The organism is Actinoplanes sp. NPDC049598 (genome assembly GCF_040675435.1).
In the GTDB taxonomy this organism is placed as follows: Bacteria; Actinomycetota; Actinomycetes; order Mycobacteriales; family Micromonosporaceae; genus Actinoplanes.
In genome coordinates, this window is sequence record NZ_JBFAOX010000009.1 from 241330 (window position 1) to 260454 (window position 19125).

The following is a 19125-nucleotide window of genomic DNA, read 5'->3' on the forward strand; positions in this document are numbered from 1 at the left end:
CCTCTGACGCGTGCTCATCGTCCGGCACCGCCGTGCCACCCTGCTGGGTGGCGCGGCGGTTCTCATTGCCGCCGCCCTGGCCGGCCGCGGCGCCGCCCTCATCGGCGCCGCCGTCGTCCTCGCGCTGCTCTCCTGGTTCACCGCCGAGCGCCCCCGCACCGCTGCCATGCCCGGCTTTGCGACGCCGCGGGGGCCGGCGATCATCCTGGCCGGTCTGGCGCACCTCGCGCTGGTCGCCGCCTGCCTCTCGCTCGGTCTCTCCGAGACCGATCGGGCCGCGTGGGTGGTCCTTCTGCTCGCCACCCTCGCGCCGCTGCCGTTCTACGCGTACGGGTTGTGGCACGGCGCCGGCGTGGCTCTCACCCCTGCGGGCGTACGCGCCGACAAGCTCGCCGGATCGCTCTTCATCCCCTGGAGCGCGCTGGCCGGGACCCAGCCCCGGGCCGACCTCGACGGTGAGGTGACGGTGAGGGTCGACCACCCGGCCGAGGTCACCGTCATCGGCCGCCCGGCCCAGCCCGACGTGCTGATCTTCGACGGCACGTCCGCCGCTTTCGTGGCCGCCGCCCTCCGCTACTACCTGGCTGACCCGTCCGCGCGCGGGGAGATCGGCTCGGCCGGGGCGTACCGCCGGCTGCTGGCCGGAATCGCCGTGGAACCGGAGTCCGCCCTGCCCGCGGCCCGGCCCCGCCCGGCCGCCCGCGACACCTCGATCGGGGTCGCCATCGTGGTGGCAGCGGCCCTGGTCGGCCTCTGGACCGCCTGGCGGCTGACCGGCCACGGCCTGATCGCGCTGCTCCCGCAGGTGATGCTGCTGCCCGCGCTGTTCGGCGTCGGCCTGATCATCCGTGCCCGCGCGGTCGCCTGAAGATTTCCTTCACTTGTCGGCTCACGGCAGCGGCGTTCGTAGTAGAGGTGGACGCACCCTCTCCTAGGAGCTGACCATGCAGTACTTCGTTTCCGTGATCGACGACAAGTCCAACTCCGCCACCGACGACGAGATGGCCGCCATCCACAAGTTCAACGAGGGCCTGATCGCCGACGGTCACTGGGTCTTCGCTGCCGGCCTGGCCCACCCCGCCACCGCCACAGTGATCGACAACCGGGGCGACGAGCCGCTGATCACCGACGGCCCGTTCGTCGAGTCGAAGGAGTTCCTGGCCGGCTTCTGGGTCATGGAAGCCCCCGACCTCGACGTCGCCCTCAAACTGGCCGCCGCCGGTTCGAGGGCCTGCAACCGCCGGGTCGAGGTCCGGCCCTTCCTGTGACTCCCATCAGCGACGCCCCCACCCCACCTCACTCGGCTGCCCCCACCCCAGCCGGCCACGCCGCCGTCACTCAGGCCCACCGCACCGAGTGGGCCCGGGTGGTGGCGGCCTTGGCCCGTCGCTTCGGGGATCTGGACATCGCCGAGGAGGCCGCGGCCGAGGCCTTCGCGACGGCCGTCGAACGCTGGCCCGCCGACGGCGTCCCGCCCAACCCCGGCGCCTGGCTGACCACCACCGCCACCCGCAAGGCCATCGACCGGATCCGCCGCGAGGCCAAGCGCGACGACAAACACCAGGAGGCCCTGATGCTCTCCGCCCACGCGCCCGGCCCCACCGGCCCGATCGACGACGAACGCCTCCGCCTGATCTTCACCTGCTGCCATCCCGCCCTGGCCCTGGAGACCCGCGTCGCCCTGACCCTGCGCCTGGTCGGCGGCCTGACCGTGGCCGAGATCGCCCGCGCCTTCCTGGTCCAGGAAACCGCCATGTCCCAGCGCATCACCCGCGCCAAGGCCAAAATCAAGGCGGCCCGCATCCCGTACCGCATCCCCGCCGCCGACGACCTCCCCACCCGCCTCCGCGGCGTCCTGGCCGTCCTCTACCTGATCTTCAACGAGGGCTACCTGGCCACCGGCCCCGGCACCGACCCCGTACGCGGCGACCTGACCACCGAGGCCATCCGCCTGACCCGCCTGATCCGCTCCCTGCTGCCCACCGACGGCGAGACCACCGGCCTGCTGGCCCTGATGCTGCTCACCGACGCCCGCCGCCCCGCCCGCCTCTCCCCGTCCGGCGAGCTGATCCCCCTGTCCGAACAGGACCGCAGCGCCTGGAACCGGACCCTCATCGCCGAGGGCCACCGTCTGGTCCGTTCCCTGCTGGCCCTCGGCCCCGCCCCCGGCCGCTACGCGATCCTCGCCGCCATCAACGCCGTACACACCTCGGCCCCCGACATCCGCGACACCGACTGGTCCCAGGTGGTAGCCCTCTACGACCAGCTCACCCACCTGGACCGCTCCCCGGTCATCGCCCTCAACCGAGCCATCGCCCTGGCCGAACTGGACGGCCCCGCCCCCGCCCTCACCCTCGTCGACCGCCTCGAGCCGACCCTGTCCACCTACCACGCCTTCCACGCCACCCGAGCCGACCTGCTCCGTCGCCTGGGCCGCAGCCCCGAGTCCCGCACCGCTTACGACCAGGCCATCGCCCTGTCCGGCAACACCGCCGAACGCGCCTACCTGACCCGCCGCCGCGACCAGCTCCGGTAACCTCGGGGGGCTTGCTTAGTAACAAAGAAGCGGACATGAGCAAACCCCCTGCGCCCCCGCTTATGGCCATCTTTCGCAGCCAGGTCCAAGCGGAGATTCTGGCCGCCGTCATGCTCTCTCCCGGGCAACGCTCGATCAGCGACCTGGCGGCGAAGCTCAACGCTCCCTACGGCACCGTTCATCGAGAAGTGGAGCGCCTCCTGGAGGCCGGCCTGCTCAAGGACAGTCGCGTCGGGCGCACTCGGCTACTCGGCCCCAACACGGCCGGCCCCGCCTATCGCCCCTTGCGCGACTTGGTGCTCATCGCGTTCGGCCCGCGCGAAGTGATCATGCAGGAGTTCAGCGCGCTGGACGGCTTGGAGGGTCTGCTGATCTATGGCTCTTGGGCCGCCCGCTACAGCGGTGAAGTGGGCCCGGAGCCCGGCGATATCGACGTCCTCGTCATAGGCGATATAGATCGTGACGACGCCTTCGAGGCTGCCGAGCGCGCACAGCACCGCCTGGATCGCGAGGTGAACCCCCAACTCATCAAGACTTCTCGATGGCATGACGGCGACACGCCGTTCCTCGTCGAGGTGAAGCAGCGCCCGTTGGTCGCTCTTGTCGTTCCGCCTACGCCCCCGTCCCGGGCGTAAATCCAAGAACGGCTATCAAGGTCAGGAGACAATCAGTGAGCTGGCCGAAGGGCGCTGAGGTCATTCAGCAACTCCTCGATCGTGGGTACCTCGAACAAGTGCCGGCCAATCCGGACGAGGCGGCGTACCCGCTCGACAAAGCCCGTCTTCACCTGCGGACCGCGCACCGCCTCGCCGAGGCTGACCCCGAGATCGCCTACGACGCCCTTTACGGCGCCGCGCGCAAGGCGCTGACCGGGCGAAGCTGAGAGCAAGCTGAGAGACCCTGTAGGGGCTCTCAGGGTTCTACCGGATCCGCATGGGTGCGAGGGCTTCCTAGGCTGAGCGCGTGACCATCATCGCGACACAGTCATTGACGAAGACGTACGGGGGCGGGGTGACCGCGCTCAGCGATCTCACCGTCGACGTGGAGGCGGGCGTCATCGGGCTGGTGGGCGCCAACGGCGCCGGGAAGAGCACGTTTATCAAGATCATGCTGGGGTTGATCGCTCCGTCCAGTGGGAGCGTGAAGGTCTTCGACATCGATCCGGTTGTGGAGACGGACAAGGTGCGGGCGCGGGTCGGCTACATGCCGGAGAACGACTGCCTGCCGCCGGACGTGTCGGCGGCGGAGTTCGTCACGCATCTCGGGCGGCTCAGCGGGCTGCCGAAGACGGCGGCGCGGGAGCGGGCCTCGGAGGCCTTGCGCCACGTCGGGCTCTACGAGGAGCGGTACCGGCAGATCGGCGGCTACTCCACCGGCATGAAGCAGCGGGTCAAGCTGGCCCAGGCGCTCGTGCACGACCCCGACCTTCTTCTGCTCGACGAGCCGACCAACGGTCTCGACCCGGCCGGCCGGGACGCCATGCTGGCGCTGGTGCACCGCATCGGCACCGAGTTCGGCATCTCGGTCGTCGTCTGTTCCCACCTGCTCGGCGAGGTGGAGCGGATCTGCGACTCGCTCATCGCGATCGAGGGCGGCAAGCTGCTGCGGGCCGACCGGATCTCGGCCATGACGGCGGCCTCCGACGTGCTCGCGGTGGAGGTCTCCGAGGGTATCGACGAGCTGTTCGAGTCGTTGACCCAGCTCCGGTTCACCGTCACCCGGGAGGGCCGGCAGTTGCTGGTGCCGCTCGAGTCGGAGAGCTCGTACGACGAGATCCTGCGCGCCGTGGCCGAGCTCGATCTGCCGCTGCACCGCCTCGACCAGCGACGCCACCGGGTGGCCGAGCTCTTCACGACCAAGGAGAAGGCCGATGTCTGACGCCGGCGTCATCCATGACATCGGATACCAGCGGTACGAAGGCCCCCGTCTGGGCCGGGCCGCGGTGTTCGGCGCGCTCTACCAGCACGGGTTGCGAGCCTCGTTCGGGCTGGGCCGCTCGATCAAAGCCAAGATCTTCCCGTGGCTGGTGGTCGGCATCGTGCTGCTGGTGGCCGTGATCAACGCGGCCGCGCGGGCGCAGTTCGACGTGATCCTGTTCGACTACTTCGAGTTCGACGACACGCTGACCTGGCTGATCATCTTCTTCGTGGCGATCGTCGCGCCGGAGCTGATGTCGCGGGACATGCGAGCGGGGGTGCTGCCGCTGTACTTCAGCCGGCCGCTGCGGGCCGCCGATTATGTGGGGGCCAAGGTCGCGGCGCTCATCACCGCGGTGTTCCTGCTGCTCGGCGTGCCGCAGTTCATCATGTTCCTGACCGCCGCGTTCACCATCGAGGGCGGGATCAGCAAGGTGTGGGAGGAGTTCTACGGGGCGCTGCTGCCGGGCTGGGCCTACAGCCTGCTGTGGGCGGTCCTGTTCGCCTCGATCAGCCTGCTCATCGCGTCGCTGACCGGCAAGCGGGCGTTCGCCGCCGGTGGCATCGTCGCCTTCTTCCTGATGACCACCCCGGTGGTCGGGGTGCTCACCATCCTGCCGTCGGAGACCGCGCACGACCTGGCCGGGCTGGCCAGCCCGATGTCGCTGATCACCGGCGTGCAGATCTGGCTGCGGGACGGCGTGGACCTCGGCCTGGACGTCGGCCGGTTCGGCCCGATCTACGGCATCGAGGCGTTCTGCCTGGTCGCCGCTGCTCTCCTGTTGTTGCTGGCTCGCTACCGGAAGGTGGCTGCGCTGTGAGCGTCGTCGAGCTTCAGAACGTCTCCCGCTGGTACGGCAACGTGGTCGCGGTCAACGACGTCAGCATGACCCTGGAGCCGGGGGTCACCGGCCTGCTCGGCCCGAACGGGGCCGGCAAGACCACGGTGCTGCACATGATGGCCGGCTTCCTGGCCCCGTCCAAGGGCGCCGTCACGATCGACGCCAAGCCGACCTGGCGCAACCCGGCGATCTACCGCGAGCTGGGTCTGGTCGCCGAGCGGGAGGCCGTGCACGGCTTCCTGACCGCCCGCGAGTTCGTCGAGGCCTGCGCCCGGATGCAGAAGCTGAACGACCCGGTCGCCGCGGCCAAGCGGGCGCTGGAGCTGGTCGAGATGACCGGCGCCCAGGATCGGCGGATCGACACGTTCTCCAAGGGCATGCGCCAGCGCACCCGGGTCGCGGCCGCTCTCGTGCACGAGCCGCGGGTGCTGCTGCTGGACGAGCCGTTCAACGGCATGGACCCGCGGCAGCGCATGCACATGATGGAGTTGCTGCACAAACTCGGCGACGAGGGCCACACGATCCTGTTCAGCTCGCACATCCTGGAGGAGGTCGAGCAGCTCTCCGGCCTGGTCCAGGTGATCGTGGCCGGCCGGCTGGCCGCCTCGGGCGACTACCGGCGGATCCGCCGGCTGATGACCAACCGTCCGCATGTGTTCGCCGTGCAGAGCTCGGACGACCGCAAGCTGGCGGTCGCCCTGATCGGTGAGAAGTCGGTCAGCGGGGTGGAGATCGAGGCGGGCGGGCTGACCGTGCGCGCCTCCGACTACGGCAGCTTCACCCGCGCGCTGCCGCGCATCGCCCTCGGTGAGGGCATCCGGCTGCGCAAGCTGCTGCCGTCCGACGAGTCGCTGGAGAGCGTCTTCTCCTACCTGCTGGAGGCATGATGTCCACGGTCGCCTACATCACCGCCCGCGGCCTGTTCGGCCGGCGCCGGGCGCTGCTCCTGCTGCCGCTTCCGCTGCTGCTCGTCGGTCTGGCGCTCATCTGCAAGGCGTACGACGTGAGCCCGTCCGACTGGGGTCAACCGGTCGTGGTCGGTCTCGGCCTGGCCGTCGTGCTGCCGGTGACGGCCCTGATCGTCGGCACCGGTGTGCTCGGGTCCGAGGTCGACGACGGCACGATCATCCACATCCTGACCAAGCCGCTGCCGCGCCGGGACATCATCCTGGCCAAGCTGCTGGTGGCGGCCGGGGTGACCGCGCTGACGGCGGCGGTTCCGCTGTTCGTGGTGGGCGCGCTGGCCGAGTCGGTGAAGTTCGGGGTGGCGCTGGCCGTCGGGGCGGTCGCCGGCGCGCTCGCGTACAGCGCCCTGTTCCTGCTTCTCAGCCTGTTGACCCGGCGCCCGGTGCTGGTCGGGCTGGCCTACATCCTGGTGTGGGAGGGGCTGCTGGGCCGCTTCATCAGCGGGACCCGGGTGCTGTCGATCGAGCAGTACGTCATCGGGATCGCCGACAAGATCGCGCCGACCGGGCTGCTCGACGGGAAGGTGTCGCTGCCAGTCTCGGTCATCATGAGCGTGATCTTCCTGGTCGGCGGCACGGTCTACGCGATCAACCGGCTGGGTTCGTTCAGCATGGCCGGCGAGACGAGCTGACCCGCGAGCGGTAGGCCGGGTTGAGGAACTCGGCCTACCGCCGTAATGGGTTGGAAACATCAACTGAACGGGCCACTGCGGACGCTGACCGTCATGGTTTGGATGTGGTGCGTGACCGCTCCCGCGTTAGCACCCGCCAAGTCGCGATGGCCGCGGATCCTCGGACTAGTCATCGCATTCGCCCTCCTCGCCGCCGCCGGCCTGCTCGGTTTCGACAAATGGCGCAACCGCGACGGCGGGGAGGTCCTCGTGACCTCGGGCGGCCAGCTCGGCGCGGCGGTCAAGGACGGCAAGTTCGTCTTCACCGTCACGGCCGTACGCTGCCGGGTGGCCAAGGTCAGCGACGGCTCGGTCGACGTCGAGCCGAAAGGCTCGTTCTGCCTGGCCGACGTCATCGTCCGCAACGCGTCGTCGCGCGCCGCCCCGTTCGACAGCGCGGCCCAGGTCGCCTATGACGACAAGGGCGCCGAGTTCGCCACCGACATGCAGGCCGGGGTCGTGGTCAACCCCGACCGCAACTTCATCTACCCGATCAACCCGGGGTCACAGGCCCGCGGCACGCTGATCTTCGACGTGCCCAAGGGCGGGACCCTGACGTCGCTGGTGCTGCACGAGTCGTTCGACACCGGCGGCGCCAAGATCGCCGTCAGTTAGCCGCGCCGACGAGTTCCTCGCGCGGGGGCGCCGGCGTGAGGCGGGAACCCTCGATGTCGACGTCGGGCAGGGCCCGGTCGAGCCAGCGCGGCAGCCACCAGGCCGACCGGCCCAGCAGGGACAGCACGGCCGGCACGATCGTCATCCGGACTCCGAAGGCGTCGACCGCGACGCCGAAGGCGAGCGCGAAACCGAGCGACTTGATGATCGCGTCGTCGGCCAGGATGAAGCCGGCGAACACGCTGATCATGATGAGGGCGGCCGCCGTCACCACCCGCGCCCCGTGCCGGACGCCGCTGATCACGGCCTCGTCCGGCGACGCCCCGTGCACGAACTCCTCGCGGGCCCGGGTCACCAGGAACACCTCGTAGTCCATGGCCAGGCCGAACAGCACGCCGATGAGGAAGATCGGCATGATGCTGACGATCGGCCCGGTGCTGTCCAGCCCCAGCAGCCCCGAGAGCCAGCCCCACTGGAAGACCGCGACCACCGCGCCGAACGTGGCGGCCACCGAGAGCAGGAAGCCCAGCGTCGCCTTGACCGGCACGGCGATGCTCCGGAAGACCAGCATCAAAAGCAGGATCGCCAGACCCACGACCACCGCGAGGTACGGAATCAGCGCGTCGTTCAATTTCTCGGAGACGTCGATGTTGACGGCCGTGGTGCCGGTGACCGCCAGCGTCGCCCCGGCCACCGAGTGGGCCCGGATGGCGGTGACCAGGTCCTGGGTCGCCTCGCTGCTCGGCCCGCTGCCCGGGACCACAGTCAGCAGCGCGGTGTCGCCCGCCTGGTTGACCGTCGGCGGGGCGACCATGACGACGTCGTCCAGCCCGGCGATGACCTTCGAGGCGTCCTGGGCCGCCGCCTTGACCTGCCCCGCCGGGGCCTCCACGACCACGATCAGCGGCCCGTTGAAGCCGGCCCCGAAGCCCTCGGCCAGCTGGTCGTACGCCTTGCGCTGAGTCGAGTCGACGGCGGCCGTGCTGTCGTCGGGCAGGGCCAGCCGCAGGTTCACAGCCGGGATGGCGATCACCGCGAGCACGCCCGCGGCCATCAGCAGGGCGGGCACCCGGCGGCGCACCACGAGCCGGGCCCAGCGCTCGCCGAACGTCATGCCGGTCCGGGCCCGCCGCGGCTTCTTGGGCAGGATCCGATCGCCGGCGAAACCGAGCAGGGCCGGCAGCAACGAGAGCGTGATGAGCACGGCCACTGCGACGGTGAACGCGGCGGCCAGGCCCATGCTGGTGAGGAAGCCGATACCGACCACCGAGAGCGCGGACAGCGCGATGATCACGGTGAGGCCGGCGAAGACCACCGCGGAGCCGGCGGTGCCGATGGCCCGGCCCACGGCCTCTTCTTGAAGTGATCTGGCATCGGTTTTCCGCTGCGGGACAGCAGAGCCGCGGCCCTCGGCCAGCTCGTGCCGGTAGCGGGAGACCACGAACAGCGCGTAGTCGATGCCGACGGCCAGGCCGAGCATGGTGGCCAGAGCCGAGGTGGAGCCGCTGAGGTCGAAGAAGCCGGTCGCGATCTGGATGCCGAGCATGCCCACGCCCACGCTGAGCAGGGCGGTGAGCAGCGGCAGGCCGGCCGCGACGAGCGCGCCGAACGTGATGACCAGGACCACCGCGGCCACGACGACCCCGATCGCCTCGGTCGCCCCGCCGGCCTCGGCGGCCTGGGTGGCGGTGCCGCCGAACTCGACCTCGACGCCGGCCGACTCGGCGGTGCGCCCGGCCGCGTACAGCGCCTCGCGGTCCTCCTCGGTGACGTCGCCGGCCGCGACCTTGTAGGTGACGCCGGCGTACGCAGTCTGCTTGTCGGCCGACATCGTCGGCTCCGAGACCGCGGCCACCTCGGGCGCGCCCTTCAGCGCGGTCACCGCCCGCTTCAGCGCGGCCTGCTGGTCGGTGTCGGTCAGCTGGGCGCTGCCGCCGACCGTGAAGACCACTTGGGCCGACGCGGTGTCGCCGCCGCCCCCGCCCATCTTCTCGGCGATCACCTCCATGGCCCGCGACGACTCCGTGCCGGGAATGGAGAAGGCGCTGCTCGTCGGGCCGGAGAGGGTGGCCGCGCCGACCCCGAGGATCGCGAACAACAGCAGCCACATGACGGTCACCCGGCCGCGCCGCCGGAACGAGAACCGGCCGAGCCGGTAGAGGAGAGTCGCCACCTGAGTTGCCCTCCGAGAGGTCGAGAAGAAGTGACCTCACAACGGTCCCGGGATCGGGTGGAAAGGGCGTCGTCCCAGCGCGGTCGGCTGCTACTGCGCCGGCGGTATTCCTCCGGCCGGGCGGCTACTGCGCCGAGACGACGCCGGGCCGCGACGGCTGCGCCTACCGTCGGGGGTGATGATGACGAAGGTCGAGGCGTGGGCTCTCCGGCGCCAGTCCCTGCTGTGGGATCTGCTCATCGCCGTTCTCCTCGGATGGGCCACGATCAAGCTCGAGGAGACGACGGGCGAGCGGCGGTACGTCCTGCTCACCACGATCGCGGTCCTGGCCGTCTTCACCCGCCGCCGGTTCCCGCTGCCCACCCTCGCCGTCGTCACGGTGGCCACGCTGGTGACCATCGCCATCAAGGCGCCGGGCGGCGGGCTGCTGCTGGCGCTCGGCGTGGTGATGTACGCGGTGCCGTACCGGCCGCGCGAGGTGGCGTGCGCGGTGTCGGCCGCGATCTTCGTGACCGGGTTGATCGCCGACACCCACAGCTGGTGGAACATCCAGTCGCTGGCCGCCTTCTCCTGGATCTTCGGCGGGGCCGGCCTGGGACTCGGCGTGCGCTCGCGCCGGGCGTACATCCTGGAAGTGACCGAGAGGGCCCGCCAAGCGGAACAGACCCGCGAAGAGGAAGCCCGGCGCCGGGTGATGGATGAACGTCTGCGCATCGCGCGGGAACTGCATGACGTGGTCGCGCACCACATCGCGGTGATCAGCGTGCAGGCCGGCGCCGCCGGGCACGTGCTGCAGAAACACCCGGAGCAGGTCTGGCCGGTGCTCGGGCACATCCGCGAGGCGGCCGACACCGTGCTGCACGAGATCCAGTCGGTCATCGGCGTCCTGCGCGACCCCGACGAGGTGGACAGCACCGAGCCCACCTCCGGCCTCGACCGCCTGCCGGAGCTGCTCAGCGGTCTCGGCGCGGCGGGCTTCCGGGTCGACGTTGACAAAAGGGGCGAACCGCGCGCGTTGCCGGCCGTGACCGATCTCGCCGCGTACCGGATCGTGCAGGAGGCCCTGACCAACGCCCACCGCTACGGGGACGGCTCGGCTCACCTGCGGATGTCGTTCGAGCCGGACGAGATCACCATCGACGTCACCAACACGATCGTCCCGTTCCGGGTGGCCACGAAGTCCGGCTCCGGCTTCGGCCTGATCGGCATGCGCGAACGGGCCGCCGCCGCCCACGGAACCCTGACCACCGGGCCGGACGACGCCGGCCACTACCGCGTGCACGCCGTTCTGCCGGCAGCGCTGAAGGGAGCCACCGATGACGATCCGCGTGCTGCTGGCTGACGATCAGGCGCTGATCCGGGCCGGCTTCAAGATGATCCTCGACGCCGAGGACGGTTTGGAGGTGGCGGGCGAGGCGTCCGACGGGAAGGAGGCGGTCGAGCTGGCCCGCTCGGCCCGGGTCGACGTGGTGCTGATGGACATCCGCATGCCCCACATGGACGGGCTCGAGGCGACGCGGCGCATCTGCGCCGACGACCACCTGGCGGGCGTACGGGTCCTCGTGCTCACCACGTTCGAGAACGACGACAACGTGGTGCTGGCCCTGCAAGCCGGCGCGAGCGGCTTCCTCGGCAAGAACGTCGCCCCGGCCGACCTGGTCACCGCGATCCGCGTCGTGGCCGGCGGCGAGGCCCTGCTCTCCCCGCGGGCCACCCAGGGCCTGGTCGGCCGCTTCCTCGACCAGCTGCGCCCACCGCCGGCCCAGGCCCTGGCCGCCCTCGACGTGCTCACCGACCGCGAACGCGAGATCCTCGTGCTGGTCGCCCACGGCCTGTCCAACGAGGACATCGCCACCAAGCTCTACGTCTCCCCGCTGACCGCCAAGACCCACGTCAACCGGGCCATGGCCAAACTCAACGCCCGCGACCGCGCCCAGCTGGTCGTCCTGTCCTACCAGAGCGGCCTGGTCCGCCCGGGCGACCCGCTGCCTTAGAGATCCAGGACGACGTCGCCGCGGGGCTGGGCGGAACAGATCAGCACGTTGCCCTCGGCCGGCGGGTCGACCGGGTCGGTGGTGTAGGTGACCTCGCCCGAGAGCAGGCCGGACTCGCAGTTGTGGCAGACGCCGACGCGGCACGACCAGCGGACCGGGACGTCGCACGCCTCGGCCAGGTCGAGCAGGCTGCCGGCGCCGTCCGGCCAGGGGACGGTCAGGTCGCTGCGGACGAACGACACAGCCGGGCCGGTGCCCGGCTCACCCTCCGGCGGATGCGGAGGGCGGGTTGATCTCGCGCTGATGCCGGGGGTCAGGGCGGCGTGGGCCCCGAAGGCCTCGACGTGGGCGGCCGGTGCGGCTTTCTCGAGGCCGGCCGGGCCGCACAGGTAGATGTCGGCGCCGGCGGGCAGATCGAGCGTCCCGAGCAGATCGGCCGACAGGCGGCCGGTGAAGTCGTAGTCGCGGTCCTCGGGGCGGGGATGGCTGTAGCAGACATACGAATGGGCCCGGGGCAGGCGAGCCAGCAGGGCGGCCGCCTCGGCCGCGAACGGGCGCTCGGCGCCGTTGCGGGCGGCCTGAATCCACCACACTTCTCGTTTCGTCTCGGCCAGCGCGTACAGCATGGCCAGGACGGGGGTCGCCCCGACACCGCCGCTGATCAGCACGACCGGCCCGTCGCCCGGTTGAAGGACGAACGAGCCGCGGGGCGCGGCGACGTCGAGCAGATCGCCGGAGCGGACGTGCGCGTGCAGGTACTCGCTGCCCACGCCGTGCGGCTCCCGCTTGACGCTGATCCGGTACTCGGCGTCACCCGGCCGGCTGGAGAGCGAATAGCTGCGGACGAGAGCGGCTTTCATCCGTACTGTCAGAAATTGACCTGGAAGTGCCGCCGGCAGCGGGGCGCCGTCCGGATCGGCCAGCCGGACCGAAGTGATCGTGCTGCTCTCCGGCTCGACCGCGGTCACCCGCAGCGCCCGGAACCCGGGCCACGCCGGCGGCGGCGCCGTGGCGACCAGACCGGCGTTCCCACGCGCCGCCGCCGGCTGATCGAGCATCGCCCGGAACGACCCCTGCCAGCCCGGGCTGAGCGCCGGAATGCGCAACGCCCGCTCGATCCGCTCCCGCGAATGCCCCGGCAGGTAGAGCAGCGCGTCCATTTCGGACACGGTCATTGCCTCCGGCCCGTCGGCGACTTTGACGATGTCGTCACCGGACCGGACCTCGCCCTCCTCAAGCACCCGGAAGTAGAAGCCGGGCCGGTGATGCTGCACGAGAAGCGCCGGCATCCGCGGGTCGTCCATCCGGATCCCGACCCGATAGCAGGTCACCCGCGGCTGCGTCACCTCGAACAGCGCCGAGCCGATCCGGTAGCGATCGCCGATGTGCACCTCGTCGTCGGCCAGCCCCTCGACCGTGAAGTTCTCACCGAACTGCCCGAACCCGAAATCGTCCCGCCCCAGGAACTTCTGCCAGTAGCGGTACGAATCGAGCTGGTACACGAACACGGCCCGCATCTCCCCGCCGTGCCCGCCGAGATCCCCCTGCCCGTCCCCGTCGATGTTGAGCCGCCGCACCACAGCCGGCCCGTCGACCGGCGACTTCCAGATGCCCGTGTAGACGGACCGCCCACGCCACAGCACCTCTTTGGGCAGACCAACGTTGACTGACCGCAACATCGCCACCCTGACATCTTGGCCTCAGGCCGGCCCGTCTGCCCACCCTTCACGCGGGTCGACCAGATCGGCGACGCGGCGCCGGCAAAAAGCTGCCCGCCGAGGCGTTGAATGAAGTAGGAGGGCTACGCCCACTCAGCTCCAGTCGCTGGAGCTGGAGCGTGCACTGTGAGAGGTGCCCATCGGAATGGGTAGTTTCTTACCTGCCCCGGGAACGGACGACACCACCGGAGTCGCCAACGAGAGCGATCTCACCGGCGGCCCAGGCGGGGATCCTGGGACTCCTGCGTCTGGTCGTTGCTTCGCGCAGCGGCGCACCGCGGACGACGCGGTGCCGGAAACACAACTCAACGACGACTTCGCCGCGTGGTTCTCCGACGGCGGATCCGATCTGCTGCTCAGGTCGGCCCACGGCATTTGTGGGCGTCACCTCTACGAGGACATCGCCTTCGAGGCCGCCGGCGCGATCTACCGGCAGTGGGGCGATGCGCGCAAGCGACACCTGTTCAAGACCCAGACCGGTTACGTCTTCCAGGTCGTCCGGAACACGTTCCTGAGCTGTCTCCGGAAAGCGGCCAACCGCCCGGAGCTGCACCAGGAACTTCCCGGCGAGGAGGACCGAACTTTCTGGAAGAAGGTGTCCGAGGACCCGGGCTACGAGGTACGGCAGGCGATCCTTCTGCTCGACGCGGACGAGGCCGAACTCGTTTTCATCCGGTACTTCCTCAACCTGACGTTGAGTGCGACGGCCCGTGCCATGGGCCTCAAACGAAGCGAGGCGGAGAAACTCCACACCAAGGCCCTGGACGAGCTTCGAGAGATTCTGGGGCCGGAGGGGGCGGGTTGAGCATCGAGAAGCGATTGCTCGAGCTTGCCGCTTCCTTCGCGGACGAGATCTCCCGTGGTGATGAGGAGCGCTTCAAGGATCGTGTCATGACGTCCTTGGAGCTCTCACCGCCGCTCAAGAGTCCGCGAGCCGCTGAGGGGGCCGGCCTCCACGCCGGCCCCCGCGGCGAGGAAGAGGTAGCAGAGCGCCCGTGACAAAAGTGGTCCGATGCGGCGGGTCGTGGCGGCATCGGATGACTCCGGCCCGGGATTCGTCCAGCGAGAACCCGGTAAGTCCGGAGGGCGAGATCGGAGGGGTACAAAAACGGCACCCGGCGGCAACCGGGTGCCGTTCTCTTCCTCATCTCCAGGAGGATCAGTGAGCACTGCACCGTGGCGTGGCGTCGGCGTTGTCGCGGGCGCCATTGCAACGATCTTCGTGGCCGCCGGCCGATCGGGAACCGAACCGGGCGCCCTGCTCTGGGGCCTCGTTACCTTCGGCGTTCTCGCGTTGGTTCTGCTGGCGGTCAACACCCGCGCCGACCGGTGCCGCCAAGATGAGCGCGACTCAGGCCGCGAGCACGGAGCGGGCCCCCGCCCAGCCGTCGGTCACCGGAAGCATGCGGCCGATTCAGATGGCGTGGTCCAGGCCGGACGCTTCGATGATGCAGCCGGCCAAAGACTGAGTCATCAGATGGAGAGATCCGCCCAGAGGGATTCCGAGGGCCAGCCGTCGCGGCGGTCCAGGTCGGTCAAGGGGCGGTAGAAGGCTGTTGCCCGCAGGGTGCCGTCGTCGGCGAAGCCGTTGAAGGTGGCTGTGTCGGACGGGGAGCGGATCACGCCCGGGAGGGTGAGCAGGCCGCTCGGCGGGACGGGGACGGTGATCGAGCTGCCGCCGTAGTTGACCTCGACGCCGGCTCAGCACCCACTCGGGCCAGCCGGAGCCGGAGCAGGCGTCCGGGGCCTGCCAGCGGCCGTCGGGGGAGCGGGCGAGCAGGTGAACGCCGTTGGTCAGGGTCTGATCGTCATCGTCGTCGCGCCACAGCGTCACGACCGACCCGTAGGCGCCCCAGGCGCCGGCGGCCGCGACCACCTCGAGGCCTGGCGGCAGCGTCGCGGGCAGGGGTGGAGCGCCCCGGTCCAGGGCGGCCAACAACGGGTCATCCATGGCCCAGTCCTCGGGCTTCGATTTCCGCCTCGACCGCTTCCCGGCGGCGGCGCCAGTCGCGGCGGGCCTTCGGGGCGCGGGGTGGTCTCATGGACGACTGCTCGTACTCCCGCGCCAGCCGGAGCCGGTCGAGCAGCTGTTCATCGGTGAGGCCGGGGAGGTCGCGGTCCCACGTGTCCAGCATCGCCCATCGCGACATGACCAGCCTCCCCGTCCGGAGACGGCATCATCGCAGGCCCGGAGCCCGGCCGGCACCCAAATTCGCGCAACCGCCCGATCAGCCCGGGTCGGCGACGCATTGCGGGTCTGGGGCGTTCCAGTGCACGAGCGGGTCCGGTTCGCCGGTGACGAGGATCTGCCGGACGGTGCCGTCGTCGCGGAATTCGTCGATCAGCATGTCGCACAAGCGGAGCCGGCTGTCGGTGGTCAGCCGGTCGGCGCGGACGCCGACCTGGACGACGCCGTCGTTGAAGGCGTGGGAGGTGACGGCGGCCGCGTCGCCCGAGCCGGCGATGACCCCGGCGGTACGAACGTCGACGCTCCGGTCGTCGGGGATGACCTCGATGGCGCGGTAGGGCGAGGTGGTCGGCGCGGACTCGGGCGTGTCAGGACCAGAGGTGCAGCCGGCCACGACTGCCAGGCACAAGCCCAGCCAAACCGGGATGAAGGCCATCCACCGAGGATCCCGCAGGCCGGGCTACGCCGACCCGGAGATCGAGAAAGCGGCCTGAACAGTCAGCAGAAAGCGACCTAAACAGTCAGCAGGGGGCGAACCTCGACCCAGCCGTCGGTGACGGGGATCAGGCGGGCGATCCAGACGGCGTGGTCGAGGTCGGAGGCTTCGACGATGAAGTAGCCGGCGAAGGTTTGCGGGCTTTCGACGAGGGTGCCCGCGGAGCGGGTGTTGTCGCGGATCGAGACTGCCGTCGCGGCCGGGCGTAGGGCGTGGCCGGAGATGATGCGGCCGCCGATCTCGGCGATCTGGCCGGGGAGGTGCATGTGGGCCTCGAGCACCGTGGGTGGCGCGGCCGTCGAGCTTTCCGGCACCTCACGTTCGTAGACCATGATCATGAATTGCGGGAGGGGTGCCACGGCGCTGACGGTACAGCGTTTCTGAGTACGGCGACTCAGGTGGAGGCGCGCGCCGGTCAATAGTTTGGCTGGGTGATGCGGGTCTTGCGGTGGTTTCTCGTGGTGGCGCACGCCGTTCTGGTGCTGCCGGTGGTCTGGTTGTGGGTGGCTGTGGCGGCGCCGGCCCTGCACGGTCCGGACGCCAATATCGGGGCGGGGCTGGTCGGGCTCTATCTGCAGGCGTTCGGCTGCCCTGGACCTTGATCGAGTTCTGGGTCGAGCCCAACGTCGTCATCACCGCCGTCTTTCCGCTGCTCACTTTTGCGCTGCATGCCGGCCTGACCACGCGGTGGCAGCTCAGGCGTGGAACGAGCAGTGTCTGATCTCGGCGTCGCCGGACTGGTTGATGATGTCGAGGGTGAGGGCGACCGGGTGGAAGCGCCACTCGACCGGGCCCCGGACGTACCACGGCAGGCGCAGGCCGTCCTGGCCTTGGAACTGCATGGTCAGCGTGCTGTCGCCGCCGGCCGGGTTGGGGCCGTAGTGCCAGGTGCCCTCGCCGTCGGGGATGTCGGTGACCTGCCTGACGTCGTTGGTGGCGGGGTCGACCAGGCCGAGCGGGCCGATGCAGCCGGTGAGGCCGCCGGCGACGAAGCCCCCGTCGTGGCTGAGGCTGATGAAGCTGCGGCCGTCGTCGGCCAGCGCGGGCAGGAGGCGGCGCACGAGGCTATGCACCGGGTTGCCGGACCGTGAGCTGGCCGGCGCCGGCCAGCAGCATGTGCTTGGCCAGGTAGATCGGGCGGCCGTCGAGTCTCGCGGTCTGGGTGACGATCAGGACGGGCTCGCCGGGGTCGGCGCCGAGCGGTGCCGCCCGGGACTCGCCGAGCAGGCCGGCGCTGAAGCGGACGACGCCGGACGCCGGCCGGTCCAGGAGCGCGGCCAGCAGTGTCTGGTCGGCGGCCACGGGTGGCAGCTCACGGTCACCCGGGAAGTGCTCCTGGCTCAGAGCGATGGGCTGGCCGTCACGGCGTACGACCGTCTCGAGGAACCAGGCCGCCGAGCCGGCGGCGATCTCCAGCTCTTCCGCGACGTAAGTCGAGGTGTTGCCTTGCCGCTCGGCCTGGGTGCGGCGCAGTTCCAGCTTGCTGCCGGGCATGCTCAGCAGGTCCTCGATCGCGCGGAGGCGTTCGAGCCCGGCCTGCGGCACGGCGTCGGCCACGAAACGGCCGACGCCGCGGCGGGAGACGATGAAGCCGTCCTCGTCGAGCAGCATCAGGGCTTCGCGGACGACCGTGCGGCTCACCCCCAGCAGGCGGCCGATCTCGTTCTCGGTCGGGATCATCGAGCCGGGGGTGAGGACGCCGGTGCGGATGCCGTCGAGGATGCGGCTGTGCACCTGGACGCGCAGGGGCACGGCCGCGTCGCGGGCGAGCGGCGTCGACAGGAACGAGAGACGGTCGGTCACGCGCTGATGGTAAGCAACCGCGCGGTCAGCGCCGCGAGGGCCGAGGCGGCGAGTACGGCCAGGGTGCTGCCACCGGCTCCCCAGTGGTCGGTCAACAGCCCGGCGACGTACGTCCCGGCGCCGATCCCGACGCTGAAGGCGCTCACCACCCACGCGTTGGCCTCGGTGGCCAGGGCCGGCGGCGCGCTCGCCTCGGTCGCCCGGAAGACCAGGGTGAGGTACGGGGCCAGGAAGATGCCGCTGACGAAGGCGGCGATCAGCCAGTACGCCGGGGAGGCCTGCACCCAGGCCGTCGGCGCGTAGAAGAGCGCGACGAGCACGAGCGCCGGGCGTACGAGACGTTCCGGGGCGGCCCGGAAGGGGTGGCGGCTCACGTAGACGGCGCCGGCGAACGCCCCGATGCCGTTGAGGGCCAGCGCCCAGCCGGACAGCGCGGCGACGCCGGCCCCGGTGGCGTGGGCGGTCGCGCTGATGGCGAGCACGCCGACCGGGACGCCGGCCGCGACCTGGGCCAGGACCAGGCTGCGGATCGCGCCGATCCGTAGCGGCGAGCCCCGCCGGCCGGTGGCGGCGACCGGGGTGGTGCGCTCGAGCAGGCCGTGCGAGCAGAACATCACGGTGCCGGCCAGGCCGATCACGCCCATCACGGCGACCGCGCCGGGCGCGCCCAGCAGGGCGATGGTGATCGCGCTGACCAGGGGGCCCAGGACGAAGATCAGTTCCTGGACGGCCGCGTCCGCGCTGAACGCCTTGGTGAGCTGCGCGCCGGGGCGCATGATGTGGGGCCACAGACTGCGCAGGACCGGCTCCAGCGGCGGGGCCGCGAGCCCGGCGATCAACGTGAGGATCAGGGCCGCGACCGGTTGGCCGGGGGCGGTCAGGGCGACGCCGGCGAAGGCGGCCCCGGAGAGGGCGGCCGCGGCCAGCAGGGTCGGCCGGGCCCGCCCGGTGCGGTCGATCGTGCGGCTGATCAGCGGCGCGCCGACCGTCCCGGACAGGATGTAGATGGAGGTCAGAGCGCCGGCGAACGCGTACGAGCCGCCCGCGTCGAGCACGACCCGCAGCAGGGCCAGCGAGGACATCGCCTGCGGCAGCCGCCCGACCAGTGACGACCCCAGCAGCGAGGCCGAGAGCCGCACTTGCGCGGGGCTCATCGCCTCGCGTTCGAGCACCGTCATGCCTGTCCTCCGCCATAATCATCACTTGTT

At 70.6% G+C, this 19125-nt stretch carries 24 protein-coding genes; 15 read left to right on the plus strand and 9 right to left on the minus strand.

What is annotated here, in order from left to right; genetic code table 11:
- The first annotated feature begins 10 nt into the window (after positions 1–10).
- The 10 genes from AB0J66_RS22275 (at position 11) to AB0J66_RS22320 (ending at position 7545) form a co-directional block, all read left to right on the plus strand.
- Positions 11–868, plus strand: a complete 858-nt coding sequence (locus AB0J66_RS22275; protein WP_364663553.1) for a hypothetical protein — start codon at positions 11–13, stop codon at positions 866–868.
- A gap of 76 nt (positions 869–944) precedes the next feature.
- Positions 945–1268 carry a YciI family protein gene (locus tag AB0J66_RS22280; protein ID WP_364663556.1) on the plus strand — a complete coding sequence of 108 codons (324 nt, stop codon included), beginning with the start codon at positions 945–947 and terminating at the stop codon, positions 1266–1268.
- Positions 1269–1273: 5 nt separating this feature from the next.
- Positions 1274–2536 (plus strand): RNA polymerase sigma factor, encoded by a 1263-nt coding sequence (locus AB0J66_RS22285; protein ID WP_364663943.1) that lies wholly within the window; start codon positions 1274–1276, stop codon positions 2534–2536.
- Positions 2537–2571: 35 nt separating this feature from the next.
- A complete protein-coding gene (locus AB0J66_RS22290; RefSeq protein ID WP_364663559.1) occupies positions 2572–3171 on the plus strand; it encodes a winged helix-turn-helix domain-containing protein in 600 nt (199 codons plus the stop codon).
- Positions 3172–3206: 35 nt separating this feature from the next.
- The gene (locus tag AB0J66_RS22295) at positions 3207–3419 is read left to right on the plus strand and encodes a hypothetical protein (protein WP_364663561.1); all 213 of its coding nucleotides are present in this window, start codon (positions 3207–3209) and stop codon (positions 3417–3419) included.
- 80 nt (positions 3420–3499) lie between these two features.
- Entirely contained in the window at positions 3500–4414 is a 915-nt protein-coding gene (locus tag AB0J66_RS22300) for an ABC transporter ATP-binding protein (RefSeq protein ID WP_364663564.1), read from the plus strand.
- A complete protein-coding gene (locus AB0J66_RS22305) occupies positions 4407–5273 on the plus strand; it encodes an ABC transporter permease (RefSeq protein WP_364663566.1) in 867 nt (288 codons plus the stop codon). Before AB0J66_RS22300 ends, AB0J66_RS22305 begins: the two co-directional genes overlap by 8 nt.
- Entirely contained in the window at positions 5270–6181 is a 912-nt protein-coding gene (locus tag AB0J66_RS22310; RefSeq protein ID WP_364663569.1) for an ABC transporter ATP-binding protein, read from the plus strand. Before AB0J66_RS22305 ends, AB0J66_RS22310 begins: the two co-directional genes overlap by 4 nt.
- Positions 6181–6891, plus strand: a complete 711-nt coding sequence (locus AB0J66_RS22315; RefSeq protein WP_364663571.1) for an ABC transporter permease — start codon at positions 6181–6183, stop codon at positions 6889–6891. The genes AB0J66_RS22310 and AB0J66_RS22315 overlap by 1 nt, the downstream gene beginning before the upstream one ends.
- Positions 6892–7002: 111 nt before the next feature.
- A complete protein-coding gene (locus AB0J66_RS22320) occupies positions 7003–7545 on the plus strand; it encodes a DUF4352 domain-containing protein (protein ID WP_364663574.1) in 543 nt (180 codons plus the stop codon).
- Here AB0J66_RS22320 and AB0J66_RS22325 read toward each other — a convergent pair.
- The gene (locus tag AB0J66_RS22325; RefSeq protein WP_364663577.1) at positions 7538–9718 is read right to left on the minus strand and encodes an MMPL family transporter; all 2181 of its coding nucleotides are present in this window, start codon (positions 9716–9718) and stop codon (positions 7538–7540) included. The genes AB0J66_RS22320 and AB0J66_RS22325 overlap by 8 nt on opposite strands.
- Positions 9719–9896: 178 nt before the next feature.
- Between AB0J66_RS22325 and AB0J66_RS22330 the strand changes: the two genes are divergently transcribed.
- Complete coding sequence (locus AB0J66_RS22330) at positions 9897–11060, plus strand: histidine kinase (RefSeq protein WP_364663580.1); 1164 nt, start codon at positions 9897–9899, stop codon at positions 11058–11060.
- Complete coding sequence (locus AB0J66_RS22335; RefSeq protein ID WP_364663583.1) at positions 11035–11712, plus strand: response regulator transcription factor; 678 nt, start codon at positions 11035–11037, stop codon at positions 11710–11712. Before AB0J66_RS22330 ends, AB0J66_RS22335 begins: the two co-directional genes overlap by 26 nt.
- Here the strand turns inward: AB0J66_RS22335 and AB0J66_RS22340 are convergent.
- The gene (locus AB0J66_RS22340) at positions 11709–13391 is read right to left on the minus strand and encodes an MOSC and FAD-binding oxidoreductase domain-containing protein (RefSeq protein WP_364663585.1); all 1683 of its coding nucleotides are present in this window, start codon (positions 13389–13391) and stop codon (positions 11709–11711) included. The genes AB0J66_RS22335 and AB0J66_RS22340 overlap by 4 nt on opposite strands.
- Positions 13392–13719: 328 nt before the next feature.
- On the opposite strand from AB0J66_RS22340, the gene AB0J66_RS22345 reads away from it, so the two are divergent.
- Positions 13720–14235 carry a sigma-70 family RNA polymerase sigma factor gene (locus AB0J66_RS22345; protein ID WP_364663588.1) on the plus strand — a complete coding sequence of 172 codons (516 nt, stop codon included), beginning with the start codon at positions 13720–13722 and terminating at the stop codon, positions 14233–14235.
- On the plus strand, positions 14232–14429 hold the full coding sequence (locus tag AB0J66_RS22350) for a hypothetical protein (protein ID WP_364663591.1): 198 nt from the start codon (positions 14232–14234) through the stop codon (positions 14427–14429). The genes AB0J66_RS22345 and AB0J66_RS22350 overlap by 4 nt, the downstream gene beginning before the upstream one ends.
- A 474-nt stretch (positions 14430–14903) precedes the next feature.
- Here AB0J66_RS22350 and AB0J66_RS22355 read toward each other — a convergent pair whose 3' ends face one another.
- The 4 genes from AB0J66_RS22355 to AB0J66_RS22370 all read right to left on the minus strand — a co-directional run bounded on the left by AB0J66_RS22355 (position 14904) and on the right by AB0J66_RS22370 (position 16473).
- Entirely contained in the window at positions 14904–15053 is a 150-nt protein-coding gene (locus AB0J66_RS22355; protein ID WP_364663593.1) for a hypothetical protein, read from the minus strand.
- Between the two features lie 320 nt (positions 15054–15373).
- Positions 15374–15580 (minus strand): hypothetical protein, encoded by a 207-nt coding sequence (locus AB0J66_RS22360; protein ID WP_364663596.1) that lies wholly within the window; start codon positions 15578–15580, stop codon positions 15374–15376.
- A 78-nt stretch (positions 15581–15658) separates the two neighbouring features.
- Complete coding sequence (locus tag AB0J66_RS22365; protein ID WP_364663599.1) at positions 15659–16054, minus strand: hypothetical protein; 396 nt, start codon at positions 16052–16054, stop codon at positions 15659–15661.
- Positions 16055–16131: 77 nt separating this feature from the next.
- The gene (locus tag AB0J66_RS22370) at positions 16132–16473 is read right to left on the minus strand and encodes a hypothetical protein (RefSeq protein WP_364663601.1); all 342 of its coding nucleotides are present in this window, start codon (positions 16471–16473) and stop codon (positions 16132–16134) included.
- A 72-nt stretch (positions 16474–16545) separates the two neighbouring features.
- On the opposite strand from AB0J66_RS22370, the gene AB0J66_RS22375 reads away from it, so the two are divergent.
- Positions 16546–16716, plus strand: a complete 171-nt coding sequence (locus AB0J66_RS22375) for a hypothetical protein (protein ID WP_364663603.1) — start codon at positions 16546–16548, stop codon at positions 16714–16716.
- A gap of 93 nt (positions 16717–16809) precedes the next feature.
- Here the strand turns inward: AB0J66_RS22375 and AB0J66_RS22380 are convergent, their stop codons facing one another.
- Genes AB0J66_RS22380 through AB0J66_RS22390 form a run of 3 tightly spaced genes read right to left on the minus strand, consistent with a single transcriptional unit; the run spans position 16810 to position 19095 of the window.
- The gene (locus tag AB0J66_RS22380; protein ID WP_364663605.1) at positions 16810–17175 is read right to left on the minus strand and encodes a hypothetical protein; all 366 of its coding nucleotides are present in this window, start codon (positions 17173–17175) and stop codon (positions 16810–16812) included.
- A gap of 4 nt (positions 17176–17179) precedes the next feature.
- Entirely contained in the window at positions 17180–17917 is a 738-nt protein-coding gene (locus AB0J66_RS22385) for a GntR family transcriptional regulator (RefSeq protein WP_364663607.1), read from the minus strand.
- Positions 17914–19095 (minus strand): MFS transporter, encoded by a 1182-nt coding sequence (locus tag AB0J66_RS22390; protein WP_364663609.1) that lies wholly within the window; start codon positions 19093–19095, stop codon positions 17914–17916. Before AB0J66_RS22390 ends, AB0J66_RS22385 begins: the two co-directional genes overlap by 4 nt.
- Between the last annotated feature and the right edge of the window lie 30 nt (positions 19096–19125).